Annotated in this window: 22 protein-coding genes; 20 read left to right on the forward strand and 2 right to left on the reverse strand. The window is 46.9% G+C overall.

The window, feature by feature from the left end; genetic code table 11:
* Window positions 1–30: 30 nt before the first annotated feature.
* From JWV37_RS05690 to JWV37_RS05730, 9 genes are read left to right on the forward strand one after another with little or no spacing between them, the layout of a single operon-like run.
* Entirely contained in the window at window positions 31–519 is a 489-nt protein-coding gene (locus JWV37_RS05690) for a Na+/H+ antiporter subunit E (protein WP_205458811.1), read from the forward strand.
* Complete coding sequence (locus tag JWV37_RS05695; RefSeq protein ID WP_205458812.1) at window positions 519–767, forward strand: monovalent cation/H+ antiporter complex subunit F; 249 nt, start codon at window positions 519–521, stop codon at window positions 765–767. The genes JWV37_RS05690 and JWV37_RS05695 overlap by 1 nt, the downstream gene beginning before the upstream one ends.
* Entirely contained in the window at window positions 767–1,045 is a 279-nt protein-coding gene (locus JWV37_RS05700; RefSeq protein ID WP_205458813.1) for a cation:proton antiporter, read from the forward strand. Before JWV37_RS05695 ends, JWV37_RS05700 begins: the two co-directional genes overlap by 1 nt.
* The gene (locus JWV37_RS05705) at window positions 1,035–1,280 is read left to right on the forward strand and encodes a Na(+)/H(+) antiporter subunit B (protein ID WP_205458814.1); all 246 of its coding nucleotides are present in this window, start codon (window positions 1,035–1,037) and stop codon (window positions 1,278–1,280) included. The genes JWV37_RS05700 and JWV37_RS05705 overlap by 11 nt, the downstream gene beginning before the upstream one ends.
* A complete protein-coding gene (mbhE, locus tag JWV37_RS05710; protein ID WP_205458815.1) occupies window positions 1,277–1,924 on the forward strand; it encodes a hydrogen gas-evolving membrane-bound hydrogenase subunit E in 648 nt (215 codons plus the stop codon). Before JWV37_RS05705 ends, mbhE begins: the two co-directional genes overlap by 4 nt.
* On the forward strand, window positions 1,918–2,178 hold the full coding sequence (locus tag JWV37_RS05715) for an NADH-quinone oxidoreductase subunit K (protein WP_205458816.1): 261 nt from the start codon (window positions 1,918–1,920) through the stop codon (window positions 2,176–2,178). Before mbhE ends, JWV37_RS05715 begins: the two co-directional genes overlap by 7 nt.
* Window positions 2,175–3,569 carry a complex I subunit 5 family protein gene (locus JWV37_RS05720; RefSeq protein ID WP_205458817.1) on the forward strand — a complete coding sequence of 465 codons (1,395 nt, stop codon included), beginning with the start codon at window positions 2,175–2,177 and terminating at the stop codon, window positions 3,567–3,569. Before JWV37_RS05715 ends, JWV37_RS05720 begins: the two co-directional genes overlap by 4 nt.
* Window positions 3,562–5,055, forward strand: coding sequence for a complex I subunit 5 family protein (locus JWV37_RS05725; protein WP_205458818.1), 1,494 nt, complete (start codon window positions 3,562–3,564; stop codon window positions 5,053–5,055). Before JWV37_RS05720 ends, JWV37_RS05725 begins: the two co-directional genes overlap by 8 nt.
* The gene (locus tag JWV37_RS05730; RefSeq protein WP_205458819.1) at window positions 5,052–6,635 is read left to right on the forward strand and encodes a complex I subunit 5 family protein; all 1,584 of its coding nucleotides are present in this window, start codon (window positions 5,052–5,054) and stop codon (window positions 6,633–6,635) included. Before JWV37_RS05725 ends, JWV37_RS05730 begins: the two co-directional genes overlap by 4 nt.
* Here the strand turns inward: JWV37_RS05730 and JWV37_RS05735 are convergent.
* Window positions 6,632–7,324, reverse strand: coding sequence for an SDR family oxidoreductase (locus JWV37_RS05735; RefSeq protein WP_205458820.1), 693 nt, complete (start codon window positions 7,322–7,324; stop codon window positions 6,632–6,634). The two genes, JWV37_RS05730 and JWV37_RS05735, sit on opposite strands and share 4 nt — an antisense overlap.
* Window positions 7,325–7,432: 108 nt before the next feature.
* On the opposite strand from JWV37_RS05735, the gene JWV37_RS05740 reads away from it, so the two are divergent.
* The 11 genes from JWV37_RS05740 (at window position 7,433) to JWV37_RS05790 (ending at window position 16,203) form a co-directional block, all read left to right on the forward strand.
* Window positions 7,433–7,978, forward strand: coding sequence for a DNA-3-methyladenine glycosylase I (locus JWV37_RS05740; RefSeq protein ID WP_205458821.1), 546 nt, complete (start codon window positions 7,433–7,435; stop codon window positions 7,976–7,978).
* Between the two features lie 234 nt (window positions 7,979–8,212).
* Window positions 8,213–9,109: an ABC-three component system protein gene (locus tag JWV37_RS05745; RefSeq protein ID WP_205458822.1), complete on the forward strand. Its 897-nt coding sequence runs from the start codon at window positions 8,213–8,215 to the stop codon at window positions 9,107–9,109.
* 2 nt (window positions 9,110–9,111) lie between these two features.
* On the forward strand, window positions 9,112–9,354 hold the full coding sequence (locus JWV37_RS05750; protein WP_205458823.1) for an ABC-three component system middle component 6: 243 nt from the start codon (window positions 9,112–9,114) through the stop codon (window positions 9,352–9,354).
* Complete coding sequence (locus tag JWV37_RS05755) at window positions 9,341–11,080, forward strand: DUF2326 domain-containing protein (protein WP_205458824.1); 1,740 nt, start codon at window positions 9,341–9,343, stop codon at window positions 11,078–11,080. The genes JWV37_RS05750 and JWV37_RS05755 overlap by 14 nt, the downstream gene beginning before the upstream one ends.
* 125 nt (window positions 11,081–11,205) lie before the next feature.
* Window positions 11,206–11,553 carry an MmcQ/YjbR family DNA-binding protein gene (locus JWV37_RS05760; RefSeq protein WP_205458825.1) on the forward strand — a complete coding sequence of 116 codons (348 nt, stop codon included), beginning with the start codon at window positions 11,206–11,208 and terminating at the stop codon, window positions 11,551–11,553.
* A 72-nt stretch (window positions 11,554–11,625) separates the two neighbouring features.
* The gene (locus JWV37_RS05765; RefSeq protein ID WP_205458826.1) at window positions 11,626–12,582 is read left to right on the forward strand and encodes a methionine ABC transporter ATP-binding protein; all 957 of its coding nucleotides are present in this window, start codon (window positions 11,626–11,628) and stop codon (window positions 12,580–12,582) included.
* Entirely contained in the window at window positions 12,582–13,241 is a 660-nt protein-coding gene (locus JWV37_RS05770) for a methionine ABC transporter permease (protein ID WP_205458827.1), read from the forward strand. Before JWV37_RS05765 ends, JWV37_RS05770 begins: the two co-directional genes overlap by 1 nt.
* A gap of 80 nt (window positions 13,242–13,321) precedes the next feature.
* Entirely contained in the window at window positions 13,322–14,089 is a 768-nt protein-coding gene (locus JWV37_RS05775) for a MetQ/NlpA family ABC transporter substrate-binding protein (protein ID WP_205458828.1), read from the forward strand.
* Between the two features lie 174 nt (window positions 14,090–14,263).
* On the forward strand, window positions 14,264–14,815 hold the full coding sequence (locus JWV37_RS05780; protein WP_205458829.1) for a CD3072 family TudS-related putative desulfidase: 552 nt from the start codon (window positions 14,264–14,266) through the stop codon (window positions 14,813–14,815).
* Window positions 14,812–15,537, forward strand: coding sequence for a transporter substrate-binding domain-containing protein (locus JWV37_RS05785; protein ID WP_205458830.1), 726 nt, complete (start codon window positions 14,812–14,814; stop codon window positions 15,535–15,537). The genes JWV37_RS05780 and JWV37_RS05785 overlap by 4 nt, the downstream gene beginning before the upstream one ends.
* Window positions 15,538–16,203, forward strand: a complete 666-nt coding sequence (locus JWV37_RS05790; RefSeq protein WP_205458831.1) for an amino acid ABC transporter permease — start codon at window positions 15,538–15,540, stop codon at window positions 16,201–16,203.
* 23 nt (window positions 16,204–16,226) lie between these two features.
* Here the strand turns inward: JWV37_RS05790 and JWV37_RS05795 are convergent, their stop codons facing one another.
* Complete coding sequence (locus JWV37_RS05795) at window positions 16,227–18,263, reverse strand: methyl-accepting chemotaxis protein (RefSeq protein ID WP_205458832.1); 2,037 nt, start codon at window positions 18,261–18,263, stop codon at window positions 16,227–16,229.
* Window positions 18,264–18,432: the final 169 nt, after the last annotated feature.

Raw genomic sequence — 18,432 nt, forward strand, 5'->3', positions numbered from 1 at the left:
ATCATTTGACGTTACATGTAAAGGTTTTTCATGAAATTTACCTTTTTTTCCTTTTCCTTTCTCGTGCGTTTTAGCCTCTTTTTTGGCACCCTATTGATTTTGAGCGAAGGGCGCCTTAGCACTCCTTTGCTTTTGATGTGCGCCCTTGGTCTCACTCTTATCTACCAGGCCGTCTCCCTGGGAAAAGGGCACCGCCTCCACCTTGGCAACACCTTGCGGTTTGTACCTTTTTTCTTGTACCACTCTTTTCTTGGCGCCCTTGGGGTTGCTAAGCTGATTTTCAAACGTGACATTGCCCTTTCGCCACGCTACCACACGCTCACCCTTCGCGGCAACCCTTCCACCAATGCTATCACGGGCAACGTCTTTAGCCTTATGCCAGGAACCCTTAGTGTAGCGCTTCGTCCACACGCTCTAACCCTACACATTTTAGATGAGTCGCTTTTTGATGAGGCCCTCATACAACAAACACACCAAAAGCTTGAATCCCTTTTCATTCTCTCAAGCGGGAGTGCTTGATGTATTTTATTGTGGCGGTGGTGTTGCTCATCAATATCATGGTCGCGTTTTGGTTTGTGTTGCGTACCTCTGGCGAGGGCGACAAATTACTCACTTCACTCTTGCTTAGCACCACAGGTATTTGTATTTTATTGGTATTTTACGGGTTAAGCGGAGAGGGGTCTTTTTTAGACATTGGCCTTGTTTTTGCCTTGCTTTCGGCGGTAGCGGGAGTGGTTTTTTCTAAGCGCACATGGGGAGCGCACTGATGCTTGGGGCTTTTCTTGTGGGGCTTGGCGCGGTGTTTATCACCATTGGCACCGTAGGGCTTATCCGTTTTCCTGATTTGTATTCTAGGCTCCACGCCCTTGCCAAGGTAGACAATGTGGGACTTGGGTGCATCGCCCTTGGCCTGATGCTTGAAGCGCCCAGCGTGAGCATTGCCCTTAAGATTGGAGCGATTTGGCTTTTGACGCTGGTTTCTAGTGCTTCACTAGCGTACATTATCGCCAGTTCCAAATACAAAGAAGACCCCCATGCTCATTGACATCCTTTTAGGATTTGCCCTGCTTTCATGTGCGTTGCGGTTGGTGTTTATCCGTGATACGTTCAATGCTATTTTGCTTTTTATTTTGTTTGGCATTATTCTTGCCCTTGTTTGGGGGCGTCTGGGGGCCTTTGACGTGGCCTTAGCCGAAGCGGCAATTGGTTCAGGTATCAGCGGGGCATTGCTCCTAGACGCGTTAGCTCACTTGCGCCACAACCCCAAGGACACCCCATGAGAGTCTTGGCGATGGTTTTTCTGGTTGTGCTAGGGGGTGCTTTGGGATTGGTGCTTTGGGAGGCAAACACTGGCTTACATGTAAAGCCGACATACGTCATGGAAGCGTTACCCCAAAGCGGGGTTTCACACCCCGTTACGGCGGTGCTTTTAAACTTTCGTGCTTTTGACACCTTGCTTGAAGTAACAGTATTGTTGATTGCCTTTTTGGCATTTTTGGGCCTTGCGCCCACGGCTAGGCATGCTATTTTTTTTAGACCCGGAGGGATGCCAAAATTTTTGGTACGTGCCCTTGCTCCTTTTTTTTTAGTAGGGGCAACTTATTTATGGCTGATTGGAAGCGTAGATTCAGGGGGCGCGTTTCAAGCAGCGGCACTACTGGCGGCACTGATTATTTTTTATCGCCTGAGTGGTCTTACGCAAAAAATCTCCCCTTTTTATGTGCGCATTAGTGCTGTCTTTGGGTTGGCTTTTTTTCTTTTGGCAGGCACAGTTTCGCTGTTTTGGGGGGCGTTTTTTTCTTACAGAGTAGCTCTTGCGGGGCATGTTATTTTGGCGGTCGAGTTCTTTTTGACCTTGACACTAGGGGTTATTTTGGGTGGTTTTTTTGTGGGAAATGAACCTAGCAGGAGCAAGCGGTGGTAGTGTTCGCGGGGTGCGGGGTGTTTCTTGTGTGCCTTGGGTTAGCAGGAGTGCTTTTTCAAGAAGAGTACATTAAAAAAATTCTCGCTTTAAACCTTTTTTCTAGCGGTATTTTTTTGTTGCTAATCACCCTGGGAGGTGGCGGGGATGACCCTGTGGCAAATGCCATGGTACTTACAGGTATTGTGGTAGCCCTTGGCGCTACGGCACTGGCGTTAGCACTAGTGAGAGCTTTACATGTACAGGAAAACACATGAGCCTTGTACTCACGCCTTTGTACTTTGCTTTGATGGTTTTTTTGTGGCCCAAGCGCGCCAATGTGGTGGCACTTTTGGGATTAGGAGTGCAGTTTGGTCTGACGCTTTACACCGCTTTTTGGACACCGTTACCTAGACGCATTACCCTCGGGGATTGGGGGGCGCCTTTGGGGATAGAGTTGTGGTTAAGTCCCCTTTCACTCCTTTTTTGCTTGCTTTCTAGCGCGGTTTTTTTAGGGGTCGGGCTGTACGCCAATACTGCTTACAAAAACAACCACAAGGAGCGTTCACGGTTTTTTGTTCTTGCTTTTTTTCTTAGCCTTGGGTTGACACTTTTGTTTGTGAGTGATGATGTGTTTAACCTCTATGTAGCCCTTGAGATCGTAGGATTGAGTGCCATTGGGCTTAGTGCTTTGCGTCCCACCAAAGAAGCCCTTCGCGCCTCCTTGACCTACCTTTTTACTACCCTTGTAGGTTCTGGGGCCTATCTTCTTGGCGTAGCCTTGCTATACGGAGAGTACGGCGTGCTCTCCTTGGATCTCCTTAGTAAAGCCCTTATTTCTAGCCCTACTTCCAACATTGCTTTTGGCTTAATGGCCGCAGGATTAATCCTCAAAACCGCTTTATTTCCCTTGCATTTTTGGTTGCCAAAAGCCCACGCCAATGCTACTTCGCCTGTGTCTGCTTTGCTTTCTGGGCTCGTCATTAAAGGTTCTTTTTTCTTACTGTACCGCTTGTGGTTTGATGGCGGGCTTGGCAATGAAACCCTAGGGCATGGACTCGGAATTTTGGGAGGAGTGGGAGTGCTGTACGCTTCGGTGCTTGCCTTGCTTCAAACCAAGCTCAAACGCATTATCGCCTACTCTACGGTAGCGCAGATTGGGTATTTGTTTTTAGTCTTTGGGCTGGTGAAGTTTGATGATTCGCTTGTGCCAAGAGAGGGGATTCTTCTCCTTGCTCTCGCCCATGGTTTAGCCAAAGCGGGAATGTTTTTAGCAGCAGGGGCATTGGTATATGTGCACAAAAAAGATGATTTAGTGACACTTCAGGGGGTGGGCTCTTATGCGCCTTTGAGTGTTTTTAGCTTTGGGATTGCCGCGGTGAGCATCATGGGATTGCCACCAAGTTTAGGGTTTTTTGGGAAGTGGCTTTTGCTTTTAAGTGCTTTTGAACACCGTGAAATGATTGTTGCGGGAGTGTTCATCGCAGGAGGCGTGTTGAGTGCTGGCTATATGTTTCGTCCGCTAAGTGTGTTTTTTGCCAAGCCTACCCACACGCTCTCTTTGCAAAGACCACCGCTTTGGCTAGAGCTTCCCGCCCTTGGGCTCTCTTTGGGGGCGTTGGCGCTTGGATTTTTTACCTCCCACATATTGGATTACGCCCATGGTTAACACCTTTTTGCCCCTTGTATTGGTGCTTGTTTCCCTAGGCGTTGGGGTGAGTATTTTTTTCCTCAAAGAAGAAGCATTTAAAACCCGAACTACACTGAACCTCAGTGGCGCGATTATAAAACTTCTCCTTATAAGCGTGATGCTTTTGGGGGTTATTGAGGGGCGTCATTATCATTTTGAGGCGACGTTGGTCCATGGGGTGAAGTTTGTATTGCGAGCTGATGCACTTGCATTGCTTTTTGGTTCGCTTTCGGCCCTGTTGTGGCTTCTTACCACTGTTTATGCTATTGGGTATCTTGAAAATTCGCCCAATCGAAGCCGTTTTTTTGGGTTTTTTAGCCTGTGTGTAATGAGCTCGGTGGGCATTGCTTTGTCGGGCAATCTTTTTACCTTTTTTATTTTTTACGAGCTTTTAACCCTTACAACCTACCCTCTTGTTATCCACCGCCAAAGCGAAGAATCCATCAAGGCGGGGAAAATTTACCTGCTTTATACCATAGGTGGTGGCGTGTTGCTCCTTGTGGCAACGGTGTGGCTTTACAGCATCACAGGTGCGATGGATTTTGCCTATGGGGGCTATCTGGAAGCCTTTGAGCAAACCCACGCCCTAGAATTGTATATCTTGTTTTTTCTCTTTCTGGGGGCGTTTGGGGTTAAAGCGGCTTTGGTGGGGCTTCACGGCTGGCTACCTCGGGCGATGGTTGCCCCTGCCCCCGTTTCGGCTCTTTTACATGCTGTTGCGGTGGTAAAGGCGGGAGCGTTTGGAGTAGTGCGGCTAGTGTATGATGTGTACGGCATTACCCTCTCTTATGCCTTACACTTGCTTGCGCCCCTCATGGTGCTTTCGTGTGCGACGATTCTTTTTGGGAGTATCATTGCTTTATTTCAAGATGATTTAAAAAAACGGTTGGCTTATTCTACAGTTAGCCAAGTCTCGTACATTTTACTGGGTGTTTCGCTCTTTGGGCCTCTTGGCACCATCGGGGGATTGGTGCATCTGGTGAATCAGGGGCTCATGAAAATCACCCTTTTCTTTTGCGCGGGTAATTTTGCTGAGACTTACAATATCAAAAAAGTAAGCCAAATGGCAGGGCTTGGGGCAAAAATGCCCCTTACTTCCTTTGCCTTTACCGTGGGAGCGCTGGGAATGATTGGCTTGCCGCCTTTGGCGGGGTTTGTGAGCAAATGGTACTTGGGGCTTGGGGCCATAGAAGCGGGGTTTGGTTGGGTACTTGGGGTATTGGTGGCTTCATCCTTGCTAAACGCGGCTTACTTTTTGCCTGTTGTCTACACACTTTGGTTTGCGAAATCCACAGAGTCTTTTGTGCCCCACATTGCCTTTCATCCTCGCGCTGAAACGCGCTTGCTTCTTTTAGTGCCGCCGCTCCTGACAGCGGTGTTGGTAGTTGGGCTTGGGTTGTTTGCCAGCCATGATTTAAGTGCGCTTTCATGGGTGCGTCTCATTACAAGATTGGAGTACCAATGAGCACGCTTTTACTTCTGCCCATTCTCCTGCCCTTAGCGATGGCGCTTTTGGTTGCCCTTCCCCAAACCCGAAATTTGGCGATCAAAAGCGCCTTTTTAGCACCCCTTGGGGGCGCTGTGGTACTCTTTACATGTAAGCCTTTTACAACGCTGTGGCTTCCTGATGTGCTTATGGGGACGCTTTTGCGTCTTGACCCCACGGCGCAACTGTTTTTGTTGTTGAGTACAGGAGTGTGGTTTTTGGCAGGGTTGTTTGCCCTCAGAGAAAGCTACAACTGGGGTTTTTGGTTCTTTTTTCTGCTGACCCTTAGTGGCAATCTTGGGCTTTGCCTTGCGGGAGATGGGGTGAGTTTTTACCTGTTGTTTGCGCTCATGACTTTTGGGGCGTATCCTTTGGTGATTGCAAAACATAACCACGAAGCACTACGCGCGGGAAAAGTGTATCTTGTGATGGCACTTTTGGGCGAAGGGGCCATACTCGTGGGGATGATGGTGCTCTTTGGCGCGGTGGGTGACCATGGGTTTGATGCGCTTTTTATGCAAGAGCTTCCCTCTTGGGGCGTGTGGTTTTTGGCCCTTGGATTTGGGGTGAAAGTGGGTGTCGTGGGCTTACATAGTTGGCTTCCTTTGGCGCACTCCATCGCCCCAGCGCCCGCAAGCGCAGTGCTCTCGGGCGTGATGCTCAAGGCGGGGCTTTTGGGCTGGATGCGCTTTTTGCCCTTAGGGTGGATGCGCCTTGAAGAACTTGGATTAGTGCTCGTGAGCCTTGGAATGGTGGGGATTTTTGGGGCCGTGATAGTCGGCTTTACTCAAAAAGAAGCCAAAAGCGTGCTGGCATACTCGAGTGTTTCGCAGATGGGTGTGGTGTGTGTAGCCATAGGCGTGGCATTGATGATACCTGCTGCATGGGAGGGGATTCGCACGGGATTGATGCTCTACATTTTGCACCATGGCTTTGTCAAAGCGGGGCTCTTTTTTGCAGCGGGCATTGCACTGCACCACCGTCTTGGGGCGACGAATGCCATTTTGACCTTTTTTCTTGGACTCTCCCTTTGCGGAGCACCTCTGGCTAGTGGCGCGGTAGCCAAGGGGGCACTTAAAGCAGGACTTGGGCAAAGCGGTATGGAATTTGGCTGGGTTTTAATGGCTGGCGCAGTGTTTAGCACCCTGCTTGTCGCCCATTTTTTGCGCCTTGTGAGCAGCGTGCCTCACGAGCGCACCAGTGAGCCAAATCTCTCTTTAGCCGCATGCGCAGTGGCAAGTGCTTTGGTAGCGGGGTATGGATTTAGGGTGCTTGGGCTAGAAAATATCGTGCCCATTTTGGTGGGCGTGGTGGTGTTTTGGGGGCTTAAAAAGTACGCCTTTCCTGTCATCCCTAAAGGCGATATTCTCGCGCTCTTGCCTAAATTTGAGTTTCATCCTAGCATCAAAACCCATCTTTCAACCCCTTTACATGTAAACCTTGAACCCCTTAAACAACGCTGGCTAAGCGCCGAAGCCTTTTTGGCTGTTTTAGAAAACAGCATCACCGTATGGGTCGGGGTGGCCTGCGGGGCGATTGGACTGATGTTCTTTTTTTAGACGTACAGCATCTTGCGCGTCATGCCTCCATCGGCCACAAACTCAGCACCCGTGATGAACCCTGCTTTTGACCCAAGCAAATACGCGCACAACTGTGCGATGTCCTCAGGCACACCCACGCGACCGCTCCAGTGCTGGGCGTGGTCATCTAGGCTATGAGGCGCATCAATTGGGGCAATCCAACCTGGGCTTATGGTATTGACCCGCACGTGGGGCGCAAAGGAGGCGGCAAGCGCATGGGTGAGTGAGAGCAAGCCCCCTTTTGACGCGCTGTAGCCCTCGGTGAGGGGTTCGCTCATGTGGGCGCGGGTAGAGGCGATGTTGACGATGGCGCCACCCGTAGCTTTGAGCCTTGGAAACAGGTGCCGTGAAAGGGCATAAGGCGCGGTGAGATTGACCCGAAGCATGGCTTCAAACCCTTGCCATGAGAGGTGTTGGTGGTGCTGCATAAGCGCGGCATTGTTTACAAGGCCCGCCAAAGGAGCTTCTTTAAGGGCTTCGTCGATGGCGCGTAGGGTCGTTTGGATGTCGGAAAGGTTTACATGTAAAGGCCTTACATGTAAAGGCTCCAGCACCTCTGCCACATTTGGCGCGACGTCCAGCCCTAAAACCGCATACCCCTCCGCCACCAACACACGAGCGATACTCTGGCCGATAAGCCCCGCGGCACCAGTGACCAGGATGGTCATGGGAACCTCCTTTGAAAACTTTTTTACATGGTAGTCAAATTTCAGTTTGAATACTCTTAGCCGTAGCGGGTTTTCCTGCGCTATACTTTTACAAAAAAAGGAGTATTCATGCGATGTGGATGGGTGAAGGCAAGGGATGCGACGTATGAGGCGTATCATGACCTTGAGTGGGGAAAGCCGTTGCATGAGGAGCGCGCGCTCTTTGAGCTTTTTAGCCTCGAAACCCAAGCGGCGGGTCTTAGTTGGTTGACGGTGCTGAAAAAGCGCGAAGCGTATCGCGAGGCGTTTGCAGGGTTTGATTTGGACACGGTGGCGGGCTTTACATGTAAAGATGTGGAGCGGATTTTGCAAATGGAGGTCATCAAACACCCCAAAAAAATCGAAGCTATCCTCCACAACGCCAAGCTCTTTTTGGACATCAAGCGCGAATACGGCTCGTTGGATGCCTTTTTTTGGAGTTTCGTGAATCACACGCCCATCCTCAACGACGTGCCCGATTATAAAACCGCGCCAACAACGTCACCCATCTCCGACGCACTCACCCGTGAACTGAAAAAGCGCGGCTTCAAATTCGTAGGTTCCGTGACTATCTACGCGTTCATGCAAGCGTGTGGGATGGTGAACGACCATGAAATGCGGTGTGATTTTAGGTAGGTTTGGGCTTACATGTAAAGGGTATATAAAAATTCAAATTACTATAATCTATATTCTTGCAAGATAAGATATAAATTTCTAAATGCCAAAAGACGATTATCAAAACATGAATAAAAGCCTATAAAAAGCGCGCCCATGAAAAAGTTACCCGCCATCACTCTGGTTCAAAACTGTAGCTGATAAAAGCTTTTTGGAATAGGTTTTTGGCTAAAATAGAAAACGTAAAGGAAAATAATGACACGTGACGAAAAATTCATTTCAAGAATACTTTTCAAAAACAAAATCCATGAAGCAAATGGGCAAAAGTTTGAAGATCTCTTTAGTGTCATTATGAACTACAAGGAGCCTGATTTTTGCCAAATAAAACCGTGGGGAAATATTGGTGATAGAAAAAATGACGGTTGTATTTTAAGTAAAGGGATATATTTTCAAGTCCATGCACCAGAGGATGTAAAAAAATCATATCCAGAAGTTATAAAAAAGATACAAACAGATTTTAATGGTTTACAGAGTCAATGGGACAACATACAAGAGTTTTATTATGTGCTCAATGACAAATACCAAGGCGTGCATCCTGATGCTCTCCAACTATTGGAAACAATAAAGCAATCAAATAGCTTAAAGGAGTGCAAGTTTTTAGTAGCAAAGGACTTGGAAAATATACTTTATAGTTTAGATGATGATCAGATTATCGCTATTGCTGGGAATATTCCAAATCCTGCAAATTTAGTATCATTGGACTATGATATTTTAAACGAGATATTGGAGCATCTAAAAGGTAAGTCTTTAAATAGTGGCACTGAAAAAATTGTAGTTCCTGATTGGGATAAAAAGATTAAGTTTAATAATTTGACTAGCTATGATAATACAATACTTACAAACGGTTATTTTCAACTTGGAACTTTAAGTGAATACCTTAAAAACAATAGTGACTTTACAGCTCAAGAGCTCCAAAATAAAATTAGTGCTATATATCAAGAACTAGCACAATCCTACAGTGGCAGTGAACTCTTTTGGGAACTTGTAAATGAAATATCACCACGAAGTAGTTCTGAATATCAATCACAATCGATAGTGATTATGTCGATGTATTTTGAAACATGCGATATTTTTGAGGAGCCTGTACAATGATAATGCCCGCAAAACATATTAGCTTTTCTGAATCATTTTTAGGATTTGGAAGCTACATACTTCAAAACCTTAATGAGCCTAAAAGCGTGGATGAGCTGTGGCAAAACTATCAGCAAGACTTACAAAACGAACTTTATTTTGCAAAACATAGTTTTGATAATCTTGTCATGACATTGTTGTTTTTGCATTCGATAGATGTGGTAAAGGAAGTAAATGCAAAGGTGGTAAAAAATGAAACTCATTGAACTGTCGGCAAATAAAGAGAGTTTTAAAACCGTAACCTTTAATAAATCAGGACTAAGTTTTATAGTAGCCAAACAAAAAAATCCAGAGTCAAGTGATAATAGTAAAACATATAATGGCGTAGGAAAATCGCTGATAGTTTTACTTATTCATTTTTGCTTGGGAGCAAAAAAAGAGCATTATAAGTCATTTATAGAAAAACTGCCTGATTGGATATTTTATTTAACTATTGAGATAGAAGGTAAACCACATATCATCAAACGAACCATGAGAGAACCTACAAAAATATATTTTGATGAAGAGCCTGCTTTAACAGTTGATAACTTTACGCAAAAATTAAGCAAAATAGTTTTTGATTTTCCAATTGAGACACAAAACTTGACTTTTAGAAATACTTTGCCATTTTTTATCAGACCTCTTAAAAAATCATATGTAGATGCAGACAACCCTTCAAACTTTTTTACTGATTATCAAAAGCTTATGGTAAACGCATTTTTGATGGGCTTGGATACAAATCTTGCACAAGAAAAATACCGACTCAAAAAAGAGCAAGATAGAATTAAAGAGCTTGAAGACAATATTGCAAAGGATGACTTACTAAGAGAGTTTTTCACACAAGATAAAGATGTAAACCTCAAAATAATAGACTTAGAAGATGAGATAGCCAAGCTACGCCAAAGCAGAGAAAAGTATGAAGTGGCAGAAGACTACTATGATGTCAAAATAGAAGCAGACACAATCGAAAAAGATCTTGCGAGAAAACACAATGAAATAGTTCTTTTAAATAATCAAATAGATAACATCACAAAAAGTCTAAAAACATCGCCTGATTTAGGAAGAGATTCTATCGAAAAAGTTTACGAAGAGGTCAAAATTGTATTTCCACAAAATGTTTCTAAAACGCTTCATGATTTAGAGTCTTTTTATGCAAAATTGACAAGCAACAGAATCCAAAAGCTCTCAGAACAAAAACAACTCATCTCAACAAGACTAGAAGAAAATCTTCAAAAAGAAGTAGAGCTTAAAAAAGAGCTAGATGACAAGATGAAGTACTTAGGAGCACACCAAGCACTTGATGTGGTTATAAAAGTAAGCGATAGACTCAAAGACTTAGAAGCTCAAAAAGAGAAGCTTCAAAACTATGAAAAGCTTATAGGAAACTACCATAAGAAATCTCTTGAAATCAAAGAGGGTTTTATAAAATACGCACAAAAAACAGAAGAATATCTTGATGAAATAAAACCTATTATAAAAGAAAAACAAGAGTTTTTTAGAAGTTTGGCAAAACGCTTTTACCCAAAAAATACATCGGGCATCACCGTGTACCCTAATGAGGGGGAAAATCAACTACGCTACACCATAGAAGCAAAAATAGAATCTGATAATTCAGATGGCATCAACAATGTAAAAATCTTTTGCTACGACATGACGATGCTATTTAAAGGACACGGACACAATGTCAAGTTTAGTTTTCACGATAGCAGACTATTTGACGGCATAGATGAAAAACACAAAGCAGAGATAGTTAAAGTGGTGAATGAGCTTTTTAATGACACAGATTATCAGTACATCGCCACTGTAAATCAAAACCAACTAAATGAAGTCAAATCAATACTCACAGAGCAGGAATACAAAGAGATTATGGAACAAAATACGATTTTAACTCTAACCGATGAAGATGATAGCGAGAAGCTTTTGGGTGTGAAGGTGGATGTTGGGTATGAGTAAGGTAAATAATTAAACTTTGACAAAAAAGAGAGGTGTAAAGCATTTAGCTAAAGCGACACTAGATTTTTTAGTACCAATTTCCCTCTTGCGCTATACTTTCACAAACCCCACAAAGGAGAACCCCCATGACCGCCCAAGCCCTAGACGCCTATTGCCTTAGCAAAAAAGGTGCGCACAAAAGCTACCCCTTTGATGCCACGAGTGCTGTGTATAAGGTGGGTGAAAAGATGTTTGCTCTCATCGCCGAGCCAGAAACACCCCCGCGCATTACGCTTAAATGCGACCCCATCTACGCCCTCGAGCTTCGCAGCCTCTACGCCAGTGTCACGGGCGGGTATTACATGAACAAAAAACACTGGAACACCATCAGTTGCGATGGCGAAGTTGACGAAGAGAGCCTGCGGGAGTGGATTGACGCTTCTTATGCCCTCGTGGTAAGCGCACTGCCTAAAAAGGTGCGAGACACGCTTTAGGCGCTTTAGAAGTACAACATCTCAACACGCTATAATACCGCCACCAAAACTGTTTACATGTAAAGGAACGGTGTGATTCACATAGACCAGTTACAAAAATCCTACGGCGACACGTGCGTGCTTGATGGCATTGACCTAGCCGTGGGCGCAGGGGAAATCCACGCCATCGTCGGCCACAGTGGCGCGGGAAAAAGCACCCTTTTACGCTGCATCAACGGCCTAGAAACCTACCAAGGCGGTAGCCTAAAAGTCTTTGGCCACAAAGTCAAAGACTTAAGCCCCAGTGCTTTGCGCGAACTGCGCAAAGAGATGGGGATGATTTTCCAAAACTTCGCCCTTGCCAACCAAAAAAGCGTCTTTGAAAACGTCGCACTCCCCTTGCGCGTCCACGGGTATGAGCGCGCCCACATCACGCGTCGCGTAAAAGAACTCTTAGACCTCGTCGGCCTTGCCGAAAAAGCCACCGCTTACCCCAACGCCCTTAGTGGCGGCCAAAAACAGCGCGTCGCCATCGCCCGCGCCTTGGCACTAGAACCCAAGATTCTCCTTAGCGATGAAGCCACCAGTGCCCTTGACCCCAAAACCACCAACGACGTCCTAGACCTCCTTGGCACCATCAACCGCACCTTTGGCATCACCGTCATCATCGTCACTCACGAAATGGAAGTGGTCAAAAAAGCCGCCCAGTTTGCCATGCTCCTAGAACAGGGCAAAATCCTTGGCCACGGCAGGGTCGAAGAACTCTTTTTGCGCCCCACCCAACGCCTCAAACACTTCCTTGGGGAGGAAGAGTACTTGCCCCAAACAGGCGTCAACATCCACCTCTACTTCCCCAAAGAAGTCGCCCAACACAGCCTCATCACCCACATGGCGCGCACCCTTGACATGGACTTTAACATCGTCTGGGGCAAGCTAGAACGCCTTGGTGGCACCGTGCTTGGCCACCTTGTCATCAACCTCGAAGCCCACCACCAAAGCGCGGTAGAAGCGTACCTAGCCCAAAGCGGCGTATTGTGGGAGGTAGCCTAATGGACGCGTTTTTGACCCTCTTTGAGACCATCTTACTCCCCGCCATTTACCAAACCTTGTACATGAGCCTCACGGCTACCTTGTTGGCTTTTTTGCTTGGCCTCATTCCTGGCATCGTCCTTGTACTAAGTGACAGCAACGGCTTAAGCCCCAACAAAACCCTCTACACAACGCTAGATTTCATCATCAACACCTTGCGCTCGTTTCCCTTCATCATCCTCATCATCGTGCTCTTTCCCTTTACGAAACTGCTTGTGGGGCAAAGCATCGGCACCACCGCGGCCATCGTGCCTTTGACCATCGGCACGGCACCGTTTTTTGCCAAGCTCATCGAAAGCGCGTTTAAGGAAATCGACCGTGGCATCATCGAAGCCCCCAAATCCTACGGTGCGACTAACCTGCAAATCGTCTTTCGGGTCATGTTTCCCGAAGCCTTGCCTAGCCTTGTTTCAGGCATCACCCTCATCCTCATCGTCGTGGTTGGTTTTTCCGCTATGGCAGGCACAGTAGGGGGTGGCGGCCTTGGAGACGTGGCGATTCGCTACGGCTACCACCGTTTCAGGCCCGATGTATTGGCTTACACGGTCATCATTCTCGTCCTTATGGTACAGGGGTTTCAATTGCTTGGGAACCTCTTGTACAAGTTACTCAAGAAGTAATCCGTAGTAAGTCGGTCAAAATACTTGCTATTTAATCAGCGCTGTGCTATACTGCGCCATCATTTTTAAGGAGATTGTTTATGAAATTACGTGTATTGGTTTTAAGCGCCCTTGCTGCGCTGTCCCTTGTTGCTAAAGAGGTCATCGTCGTAGGCGCCACCCCTGTGCCTCACGCCCAAATCCTAGAGTTTGTCAAACCCCTTGTAGCCAAAGCGGGCTATGAGCTCAAAATCCAAGAGTTCAACGACTACGTCATCCCCAACCTTGCCACTGAAGAGGGCGAATTGGATGCGAACTTCTTCCAGCACACCCCGTACCTCGAAGAGTTTAACAAAAACCGTCGCACCACCCTTGTCAAAACCGTGAGCGTACACCTTGAGCCTATGGGTGTCTATTCTAAAAGCCTCAAAAGCCTTGACGCGCTCAAAGACGGAAGCAAAGTGAGCATCCCTAACGACCCTACTAACGAAAGCCGCGCCTTGGAAGTGTTAGCCCACCTTGGCCTCATCACCCTCAATGACGCGCCCCTTAAAACGCCTATCGACATTACCAGTAACCCTAAAAAACTTCGCTTTGTGGAAATCGAAGCGCCTCAACTTCCCCGCACCCTTGGTGATGTTTCCCTTTCGGTCATCAACACTAACTTTGCGTTAAGTGCTGGCCTGAACCCCACCAAAGACGCTTTGGCAATGGAAAGCATCGACTCCCCTTACGCCAACATCTTGGTTGTTAAAAGCGGACGAGAAAATGACCCAAAAATCAAAGCCCTAGACGCCGCTTTAAACTCACCTGAGGTAAAAGCGTACATCCTCGAAACCTTTAAAGGCGAGATTATCCCCGCGTTTTAGTCTTACGAAGTATCCTTACATGTAAAGGTTTTTCCCTTTACATGTAAGGCGTTTTTAATCACGCATTCTTTACAATGTCACACTTCCATCGAGCATTGCCCAAGGTTTGGGCCGACATCACTGCCGCCGCATTATTGTTCTAGTTGCCTCTTTGGGGAACCGTAAAGGAATCCCATGCCAAGATCCAAGCGCTTGTTGCTACTTTCCCATTGCCTCTTGAATGCTAACGCCAAAGTAGAGGGCATCGAACCCTACGAAGGTGCGTTCAAACCTCTCATTTTGCCCCTCATTGAAGCGGGTTTTGGCCTCATCCAACTCCCCTGTCCTGAACTGCGCCACGGTGGAATGCGCCGCTGGGGTCAGGTCAAAACCCAATACGACACGCCCTTTTACCGCGCCCACTGCAAAACACTCCTAGAACCCTTCGTGCTTGAAATACTCGAATACCAACGCTGTGGGTATGAAGTATGCGGCTGTATCGGCGTGGACGGTAGCCCAAGCTGTGGAGTGCACCGTACATGTAAGGGCGACTGGGGTGGTGAAATCGACGAGAGCTTTTGCTTGGAAAGCTGTCTTGAGAGCTTGCGCGAGGAGAACGAAGCGGGCGTGATGATAGCATCACTGCAAGCGCTCTTGGCAGAACACGGGATAACGTTGCCCTTTTGGGCCATCAATGAAAAATCGCCCCACGAAGAGGTGGCGACACTACTCAAGGAGCTTTCGTGAAATCCCTTTTCCTAACCCTCATTTTGGCCTTTAACAGCCTGCTTTTTGCGGCTTCCAATACCCTTACCGTTGGCCTTGCCGCAGCCTACCCACCCTTTGAATCCCGCGATGAAAAAAGCGGCCAAATCGTAGGGTTTGACATCGACCTAGCCCACGCCATTGGCAAAATCCTTGGCAAAACCATTGTCATCAAAGACGCCGAATGGCAAGCCTTGCTAGGCGGACTTAGAAACGGCCATTACGACATCATCCTCAGCGCCATGAGCAAACAAGAAGCGGGCGCAGACAATGCCAACTTCAGCGACCCCTACTACGAGCTTACCGATGTCATCGTCACACGCAAAGACGATGCGCGCATCACCAAACCTGAAGACTTAAAAGGCAAAGTAGTCGGCGTGCAACTTGGAAGTGGTAGCGAACAAGTGGTAGACAAACTCGAAGGCCTAAAGTCCGTCTCTCGTTACAACTACAACCCCGAAGCCTTTTTGGACCTCAAACACAAACGCATTGACGCGGTGGTTGTAGGCTATGCGTACGCCCTCACCCAAAAAGATTTTGCCACTGAATACAAACTCGCAGGTGAAGTGGCTGCGGCAGAGCTAGTGATTGTAATGAAAAAAGGCCAAGATGCACTCACTGCTCAAATCAACCAAGCCCTCGCCCAAGTCAAAGCCGATGGCACGTACGACGCCCTTGTTGAAAAATGGTTACAGGTTAAATAGGTGAATTTTGGTGCCGTGTGGGGAAATCTAGGCTTCTTATTAGAGGCCTCATGGCTGACAATCTACCTCTCTTTTTTATCTTTTTTGGTTGCGTTGGCCATCGGTGTTTTGATTGGCACATGGCGCGCCCTTGGTGCACCCAGAGGGATAGAATGGATAATGGTCACCTACATCGAGATTTTCCGCGGCACGCCCCTTTTGGTGCAACTGTTTTTTATCTATTACGGTTTACCCCAAGTGGGCATCGCTATGAGTGCCCACCACGCGGCGATTTTAGGGCTTAGTCTTAATTTCGGAGCTTACATGTCTGAAATCGTCCGCTCTGGCATGGGTGCTATTGATTATGGTCAACACGAAGCCGCGCGGGCGTTGGGCATGAACGCATGGGTGCGCTTGCGCTACATCATCTACCCGCAAGCGTTACGCATCACCTTGCCTCCACTCACTAACACCTACGCGGCCATCTTAAAAGACAGCTCTTTGGTTTCAGTGCTCTCTATCACCGAACTCACCCGTGCAGGGCAGCTCATCTATGTGCGCACCTACGAGCCTTTTGAAATCTATCTGACTTTAGCAGTGTTTTATTTTGTGATGACTTTCAGCATTTCGCGGGTAGCGCGTTTGCTGGAAATCCGCCTTAGCGGTGGTTACGCCCAAAAGGGCTAAAACCACCTTTACATGTAACGCGTTTAGCGTGTCTTAAACCGCTCTAAATCCTGCGAAAGCTTTTCGGTGAGTGCACGCAAGTGTGTTGCTGCGGTACTAATCTCCTCTACGCTGCGAGCATTGCCACCCGAGAGGGCATTTACCTCATCCATGATGTTTGAAACTGCCTCTATCTCTCCCCCTGAAATTTCAAAATCTTTGACCATCTCATCGTTATTTTGCGCCGCCTTGAAGACAATCTCCGCGGTAGCATTGATTTTTCCCTCTACCTCTTGGGCAGCATTGGCCAAAACTTCCATCTCTTGGGAATTTTTTCCAATCTGTTCACTCGCATCACTCACTCCTTGGACGATGACATTTACCGTTGCATTAATCTCAGCGAGGCTCTTTTGGGTACGCTCGGCCAGTTTGCGCACCTCATCGGCCACCACCGCAAACCCGCGTCCGTGTTCTCCTGCACGCGCCGCTTCGATAGCGGCATTAAGCGCCAACAAGTTGGTTTGTTCAGCAATGTCATAAATCACCTCTAACACCCCGCGCACCTCAGAAGCATTGGAAGAGAGGGCTTGGATGCGGTGGGCTAATTCCACCTCTAAAGCCGCGTTGTTTTGCACCTTGCTGGCAAGCACAACAATCTGCTCCTTGGTTTCTTGCAAAGTGTGATTGGCCTCCATGATCTCTTGCTTGCTCGCTTGCGCTTCGCGGATAGATTTGGCAATGCCTTCTTTTACATGGCTAACGTTTTTGGTCGCTCTGTTAACTACTTCCACCGAAGTTTCTACGTTGTTTCCCACCGCCAAACTCGTGCTTGAAAGCTCTCCTGCCACGGAGGCATTTTCACTAGAGACCTCTTTGGCGCCATGAAGTAACCGCTGAAGGTTTTCCATGAGGTCATTAAACCCTTGAGCAATCATTCTTAATTCCTGAGGCGCATTGGTATTGAGGCGCAAAGTAAGATTTTGGGTATTACTCACTTCTAACATCGTGTTTTTAAATTTTTCCAACGGGCGCGATAGAAGCAATTGCACCAAATACAACGCGCCGCCGATAGCCAAAAGTAGCACGACTGCCGAAGTCAGAAAAATAGAGTTACGAATAGCGTTGGGTTCAGCCAACACTTCCACTTCGTCAATCTCCGACAAAATCGCCCACTGTACACCTGGGCTCACCGCGATAGGCGCATAAGAAGAAAGTACCCGTGCTCCTCGGTAATCTTCCACAACTTCCGTGTGCGTTACCCCCGTAAGGGCTTGCTTTACTGCTTGGGTGGCTACGGTGGCTTTGTTTTTAAAAGAAGTTACCAAATTATGCGTATCAGGCGCCAAATAGCTATCACTTCGCATTAAAAAATCCTGACCCACCAAATAATCTTCTTGGCTCTCTCCGTATCCTGAGCGGTAATTCATAATCGTGTTGATTTGCTCGTGATTGACCTGAAGTACCACCACTCCAATTATATCCTCGCCATACAGTATGCGCGAAGCCACAAACATTGTGGGTTGATTGTCATTAGGTGCATAGGGCTGCATGTCGGCAAAGACAGGTTTAGTGCTTTGTAAGGCTTCTTTCCAAACCTTTGCAAGAGTGCTTTGCGGGGTGTTGCTTAAACTTGTACCCAAATCACTGCGCTTAGCTGCAGTGTACATCACGTGCCCATACACCGGATCAAGCACATATACATCTCCATATCCATAGTCTTTTTGGTAAGTTTTCAAAAAAGCATCATGGCGCGCGGTTTTAAACTTTAGCGAAGGGTGGTCCACAGGAAAAGCATCCTGCGCACCAATTTCAGCTCGACGATAAATGTAAAGCAAATCATGAACAATGGTATGAAACTCGTCTAGCTGAGAAAGGGCGCGAATCCCCGCCTCTTGGTCACTAAAAAACTTCTCCAAAAAAAACCGTTTCATGTCGCGCGCAACGGTAAGCTTCTCGTAATTTTTTTGAATCAACACTTCCCGTGTTTTATAAGAAGAGACCCCCATCACACACAAAGATGACACCCCAAGTGCCACCAACACCAACAATGCCATTTGCATTCTCAACGAAAACCGATTCATACAACCTCCAACATTCAAACGCTTCTGTATTATTTGGACTATTAAACCATATTTTTCACCAAATTTTTTAAAAATATGATGAAAAAAAATACAATTTGATTACAAGGCTGCCTGAAACATACACCTTTCTTTCTTCATGCACCCTAAAGTTGTCAAACATCATAAATTT

This window comes from Sulfurospirillum tamanense (assembly GCF_016937535.1).
Classification (GTDB): Bacteria; Campylobacterota; Campylobacteria; order Campylobacterales; family Campylobacteraceae; genus Sulfurospirillum_B; species Sulfurospirillum_B tamanense.